The following is a 6,977-nucleotide window of genomic DNA, read 5'->3' on the forward strand; positions in this document are numbered from 1 at the left end:
CCCCGCACCGCGCAATAGCGGCCGGCGCAATGCCGGCCTGCAGGCCGAACTAGCCGTTCAGCGCATAAGGCTGCGTCATCACTTCGAGGAAGTGGCCGTCCGGATCGTCGAAGTACACGCCGCGGCCGCCGTTGTGGCGGTAGATGTCATCGGGTTGGCGCTTCGCCGGATCGGCCCAGTGCGGCAGCCCGCGCTCGCGAATGCGCGCGAGCACGCGATCGAAGCCTGCTTCGTCGAGCAGGAACGCGTAATGCTGCGACGCGATCGCTCCCGACTGTTCGTAAAAATCGAGCGACACGCCGTTGCCGAGCGGGACGACCAGCATCGCGCCGAACGGCGTCGGTGGCGGCAGTTCCAGAAGCTCGGTGAGGAAGCGGCTCGACGCGCGCTTGTCGCGGCACCAGACGATCGTATGGTTGAGCTGGACGTTCATGGCGGATTCCCGGCGAAGGGCATCGCGGTGGGCATGGACTCACGATAGCCGATCGCCGCCACGGTTCAAGCGCAAAAAAAAACGGCCGCCTGTCGGGCGGCCGTGTTCCGTTACTCGCCGGCGATGGCCGGCCCGCCCGAATTGCCGCGGCGGTTGCGGCGTTTTTCGCCCCACACGCGGAACCGGTCCATGTACAGGTAAACGACCGGCGTCGTATAGAGCGTCAGCACCTGCGACACGATCAGGCCGCCGGCGATCGCGATCCCGAGCGGCGCACGCAACTCGGCGCCGTCGCCGCTGCCGAATGCGAGCGGCAGCGCGCCGAGCAGCGCGGCCATCGTCGTCATCATGATCGGGCGGAAGCGCAGCAGGCACGCCTCGTGGATCGCGTCGAACGACGACTTGTGGTTGTTGCGCGTCTGGTCGATCGCGAAGTCGACCATCATGATCGCGTTTTTCTTCACGATACCGATCAGCAGGATCACGCCGATCAGCGCGATGATGCTGAACTCGGTCTTGAACAGCAGCAGCGCAAGCAGCGCGCCGACGCCGGCCGACGGCAGCGTCGACAGGATCGTGATCGGGTGGATGTAGCTCTCGTAAAGGATCCCGAGCACGATATAGACGGCCAGCAGCGCCGCGAGAATCAGGATCGGCTGGTCGTTCATCGACTGCTGGAACGCCTGCGCGGTGCCCTGGAAGCTGCCGACGATGGTCGGCGGGACGCCGACCTGCGCCATCGTCTGGTAGATCACCTGCGTCGCCTGCGACAGCGACACGCCGGGCGGCAGGTTGAACGAGATCGTCGTCGCGACGAACAGCCCCTGGTGGTTGACCGACAGCGGCGTCGTGCTCGGCCCGAACGTCGCGATTGCCGACAGCGGGATCATCGTCGACTTCGACGTCGACACCGACGCACCCGACGACGCGCTCGACTTGCCGCTCGCCGCGATCGAGTTGAGCGCCTGGTTGCGCGCGGAGTCGGACGCGATCGCCGCGGCGCTCTGCGTGGCGGTGCCTGCACTCGACGTACCGGCGGACGTCGCGACGTAGGTGCCGGCCGCCGCGTTGGTGGTCTGCGAGCCGTTCGCGCTGCCGCCCGACGTGCTGACCCACACCTGGTTCAGCATCTCGGGGCTCTGCCAGTACTTCGGCGCGACTTCCATCACGACGTGGTACTGGTTCAGCGGGTTGTAGATCGTCGAGACCTGGCGCTGGCCGAATGCGTCGTACAGCGTGTTGTCGATCTGCGCGGGCTTGATGCCGAAGCGCGCGGCCGTCGCGCGGTCGATCGTCACCATCGCCTCGAGGCCGCCTTGCTGCTGGTCCGAGTTCACGTCGGTCAGCTCGGGCAGCTTCTGCAGCGCCTCGGTCAGGATCGGCCCCCACTTGTACAGGTCGGCGCTCGAATCGCCGAGCAGCGTGAACTGGTACTGCGCGTTGCTCTGCCGGCCGCCGACGCGGATGTCCTGTGCCGCCTGCAGGAACGTGCGTGCTCCCGCGACGTCCGCCAGCGGCGGGCGCAACTGCTGGATCACCTGGTCGGCCGACAGCTTGCGCTCGGTGCGATCCTTCAGCGTGACGAACATGAAGCCCGAGTTGGTCTGCGTGCCGCCGGTGAAGCCCGCGACGCTTTTCACGTTCGGGTTGCTCTGCACGATCCGCATCATCTCGGAGAACTTCAGCTTCATCGCCTGGAACGACGTCGACTGGTCGGCCTGGATGCCGCCGATCATCAGCCCGGTGTCCTGCTGCGGGAAGAAGCCCTTCGGCACGACGATGTACAGGTAGACGTTCAGCCCGATCGTCGCGAACAGGGTCAGCAGGATCAGCAGCGGCCGGCGCAGCGCCCACGACAGCGAGCGCTCGTAGCCGCGCTGCATGCGGCTGAAACAGCGTTCCAGGAATCGCGCGAAGCGGCCTTCGCTCTGCGGTTCATGCGACTCGGGCAGCAGGCGCGCGCACATCATCGGCGTGACCGTGAGCGACACCGCGAGCGACACGGCGATCGCGAGCGACAGCGTCAGCGCGAACTCGCGGAACAGGCGCCCGACGATGCCGCCCATCAGCAGGATCGGCAGGAACACCGCGACGAGCGAAATGCTCATCGACAGCACCGTGAAGCCGACCTCGCGCGCGCCGTCGAATGCGGCCTGCATCCGCGACTTGCCGTTCTCGATGTGCCGCGAGATGTTCTCGAGCACGACGATCGCATCGTCGACGACGAAGCCGGTCGCGACGATCAGCGCCATCAGCGACAGGTTGTCGATCGAGAAGCCGAGCAGGTACATCGCGCCGAACGTGCCGATGATCGAGATCGGCACCGCGACGCTCGGGATCAGCGTTGCGCGCCAGTTGCGCAGGAACAGGAACACGACCATCACGACGAGGCTGACCGCGATCAGCAGCGTGTGCTCGGTGTCCTTCAGCGACGCGCGAATGGTGGTCGAGCGGTCGAGCACCGGCGTGACCGTGATGTCGGCCGGCAGCGACGCGGTGAGCTGCGGCAGCGCCGCGCGCACGCGATCGATCGTGTCGATGATGTTCGCGCCGGGCGAGCGGTAGAGGATCACGAGCACCGCGCGCTTGCCGTTCGACAGGCCGAGGTTGCGGAGATCCTCGACGGAATCGACGACGTCGGACAGGTCGGACAGCCGCACGGCCGCGCCGTTGCGGTACGCGACGACGAGGTCGCGGTACTGCGACGCCTGGGATGCCTGGTCGTTCGTATACAGCTGGTAGCGCTGCGGGCCGAACTCGATCGCACCCTTCGGCGCATTGGCGTTCGCGGACGCGAGCGCCGCGCGCACGTCCTCGAGGCCGATCCCGTAGTGGAACAGCGCCTGCGGCTCGAGCTCGACCCGCACGGCCGGGTTCGCGGAGCCGCTGACCGACACCTGGCCGATCCCGTCGATTTGCGACAGCGACTGCTGCAGCACCGTCGACGCGGCGTCGTACAGCTTCGCGGGCGACGAGGTCTCCGACGTCAGCGACACGATCATGATCGGCGAGTCGGCCGGGTTGACCTTGCGGTAGGTCGGGTTGCTCTTCAGCGAGGCGGGCAGGTCGGCGCGTGCCGCGTTGATCGCGGCCTGCACGTCGCGTGCGGCGCCGTCGATGTCGCGGTTCAGGCCGAACTGCAGCGTGATCCGCGCATTGCCGACCGTGCTCGTCGATGTCATTTCGGACACGTCGGCGATCGAGCCGAGGTGCCGTTCGAGCGGGCTCGTCACGCTGGTCGCGACGGTCTCGGGGCTTGCGCCGGGCAGCGACGCCTGCACCGAGATGGTCGGGAAGTCGACCTGCGGCAGCGGCGACACCGGCAGCTTGATGAACGCGAACAGGCCCGCGAGCGCGACGCCGATCGCGAGCAGCGTCGTCGCGACGGGGCGGGTGATGAAGGGGCGCGACAGGTTCATCGCTTACGCATCCGTGCGCGAGCCGGCTTGCGGGCCGTGGCGTTCGAACCAGCCGCGCACGCGGCGCGCGAGCGAGTCGAAGCCGAGGTAGATCACGGGCGTCGTGAACAGCGTCAGCACCTGCGACACGATCAGGCCGCCGGCGATCGCGATCCCGAGCGGCTGGCGCAGCTCGGAGCCGGCGCCGGAGCCGACGATCAGCGGCACCGCGCCGAGCAGTGCGGCGAGCGTCGTCATCAGGATCGGCCGGAAGCGCAGCAGGCACGCCTGGTAGATCGCCTCGCGCGGCGGCTTGCCTTCGACGCGCTCGGCCTCGAGCGCGAAGTCGATCATCATGATCGCGTTCTTCTTCACGATGCCGATCAGCAGCACGATGCCGATGATCCCGATGATGTCGAGGTCGTGCCCGGTGATCATCAGCGCGAGCAGTGCGCCGACGCCGGCCGACGGCAGCGTCGACAGGATCGTGATCGGGTGGATGTAGCTCTCGTACAGCACACCGAGCACGATGTACATCGTGATGACCGCGGCCAGGATCAGGAACAGCTGGTTCGACAGCGATGCCTGGAAGGCGAGCGCCGCACCCTGGAAGCGCGTCTGGAACGACGCGGGCAGGTTGATGTCCTTCTCGGCGGCGTCGATCGCCTTGACCGCCTCGCCGAGCGACGCGCCGGCCGCGAGGTTGAACGAGATGGTGGTCGACGGGAACTGCGACAGGTGCGCGACCAGCAGCGGCGACGGCCGCTCGTGGAACGACGCGATCGACGACAGCGGCACCTGGCCGCCGCCCGCCGACGGCAGGTAGATGTCGTTCAGCGATTGCGCGTAGTGCTGCTCCTTCGGCTCGGACTCGAGAATCACGCGGTACTGGTTCGACTGCGTGAAGATCGTCGACACGATGCGCTGGCCGAACGCGTCGTACAGCGCGTTGTCGACGGTTGCCGGCGTGATGCCGAAGCGCGCGGCACTCGCGCGATCGATCTCGATGTAGACGGACTGGCCGTTGCTCTGCAGGTCGGTCGCGACGTCGGCGAGCGACGGCTCCTGCTGCAGCCGCGCGACGAGCTTCGGCACCCAGGTCGCGAATTCTTCCGAGTTCGGGCTCGTCAGCATGAACTGGTACTGCGTCGGGCTGACGGTCGAGTCGATCGTCAGATCCTGCACCGACTGCATGAACAGCGAGATGCCGGTGATGTTCGCGACGCGGTGCTGCAGGTCGCGGATGATCTGCGCGGCCGTTTCGGAACGGTCGTCGCGTGCCTTCAGGTTGATCAGCATCCGGCCGCTGTTCAGCGTGATGTTGCTGCCGTCGACGCCGATGAACGACGTCAGGCTCTCGACGTTCGGATCCTTCAGGATCTCGGCCGCGAGCGCCTGCTGGCGTTCGGCCATCGCACCGTACGAGATCGACTGCGGCGCCTGCGTGATCGCCTGGATCACGCCGGTGTCCTGCGCGGGGAAGAAGCCCTTCGGCACGTAGACGTACAGCAGGCCCGTCAGCCCGAGCGTCAGCAGCGCGACGACGAGCGTCGAGCGCTGGCGGTTCAGCACCCATTCGAGCGCGACCGCGTAGCGCGCGATCACCCAGTCGATCGCCTGGTGCACGCGCGCCTCGAAGCGATGGCTCTCGGGCGGCGGCGAATGGCGCAGCAGCTTCGCGCACATCATCGGCACGAGCGTGAGCGACACGATCGCCGAGATCACGATCGTTACCGCGAGCGTGATCGCGAATTCATGGAACAGGCGGCCGACCACGTCGCCCATGAACAGCAGCGGGATCAGCACCGCGATCAGCGATACCGTCAGCGAGATGATCGTGAACCCGATCTGCTTCGAGCCCTTCAGCGCGGCCTCGAGCCCCGTTTCGCCTTCCTCGACGTAGCGCGCGATGTTCTCGATCATCACGATCGCGTCGTCGACCACGAAGCCGGTCGCGATGGTGAGCGCCATCAATGACAGGTTGTTCAGCGAGAAACCGGCCATATACATCACCGCGAGCGTGCCGATCAGCGACAGCGGCACCGACAGGCTCGGGATGATCGTCGCGTAGATGTTCGCGAGGAACAGGTACATCACCAGCACGACCAGCCCGACCGCGAGCAGCAGTTCGAACTGCACGTCGCGCACGGCGGCACGGATCATCGTCGTGCGGTCGGTGACGATCTGCACGTCGAGCGCGGCCGGCAGCGTTTCCTGCAGCTTCGGCAGCTGCGCCTTGATCGCGTCGACCGTCTGGATCACGTTCGCGCCCGGCTGGCGCTGCACGTTCAGGATGATCGCGGGCTCCTTGTTCACCCACGCGCCGAGCTTGGTGTTTTCCGAGCCGGCGACGACCGTCGCGACATCGGTGAGCATCACCGGGCGGCCGTTCTTGTATGCGACGACCGCGCTGTTGTACTGGTCGGCGCTCGTGAGCTGGTCGTTCGCGTTGATCGTGTATGCGCGCGTCGGGCCGTCGAAGTTGCCCTTCGGCGTGTTGACGTTCAGGTTCGAGATCGTCGTGCGCAGGTCGTCGAGGTTCATCCCGTACTGCGCGAGCGCGGTCGGGTTCGCCTGGATGCGCACGGCCGGACGATTGCCGCCCGACAGGCTGACGAGGCCGACGCCCGCAACCTGTGAAATCTTCATCGCGAGGCGCGTGTCGGCGAGATCCTGCACCTGCGTGAGCGGCAGCGTCTTCGACGTGACCGCGAGCGTCAGCACCGGCGCGTCGGCCGGGTTGACCTTCGCGTAGATCGGCGGGGCAGGGAGGTCGGACGGCAGCAGGTTGCCGGCCGCGTTGATTGCGGCCTGCACTTCCTGCTCGGCGATGTCGAGCGGCAGGTCGAGCGAGAACTGCAGCGTGATCACCGACGAGCCGGCCGAGCTCTGCGACGACATCTGGTTCAGCGATGGCATCTGCCCGAACTGCCGTTCGAGCGGCGCGGTGACCGACGAGGTCATCACCTCCGGGCTCGCGCCCGGGTAGAAAGTCTGGACCTGGATCGTCGGATAGTCGACTTCCGGCAGTGCGGCGAGCGGCAGGAAGCGCAGCGCGACGAGACCGGCCAGCATGATCGCCGCCATAAGGAGGGCGGTGCCGACCGGCCGGAGAATGAAGAGGCGGGATGGATTCATCGAGCGGC

At 66.9% G+C, this 6,977-nt stretch carries 3 protein-coding genes; all 3 read right to left on the reverse strand.

What is annotated here, in order from left to right; genetic code table 11:
• Window positions 1–49: 49 nt before the first annotated feature.
• Window positions 50–433 (reverse strand): VOC family protein, encoded by a 384-nt coding sequence (locus JYJ84_RS24295; RefSeq protein WP_175221258.1) that lies wholly within the window; start codon window positions 431–433, stop codon window positions 50–52.
• Between the two features lie 110 nt (window positions 434–543).
• The gene (locus tag JYJ84_RS24300) at window positions 544–3,852 is read right to left on the reverse strand and encodes an efflux RND transporter permease subunit (protein WP_175221257.1); all 3,309 of its coding nucleotides are present in this window, start codon (window positions 3,850–3,852) and stop codon (window positions 544–546) included.
• A gap of 3 nt (window positions 3,853–3,855) precedes the next feature.
• Entirely contained in the window at window positions 3,856–6,969 is a 3,114-nt protein-coding gene (locus JYJ84_RS24305; protein ID WP_175221256.1) for an MdtB/MuxB family multidrug efflux RND transporter permease subunit, read from the reverse strand.
• Window positions 6,970–6,977: the final 8 nt, after the last annotated feature.

It is taken from the genome of Burkholderia sp. LMG 13014, assembly GCF_905232215.1.
GTDB lineage: Bacteria > Pseudomonadota > Gammaproteobacteria > Burkholderiales > Burkholderiaceae > Burkholderia.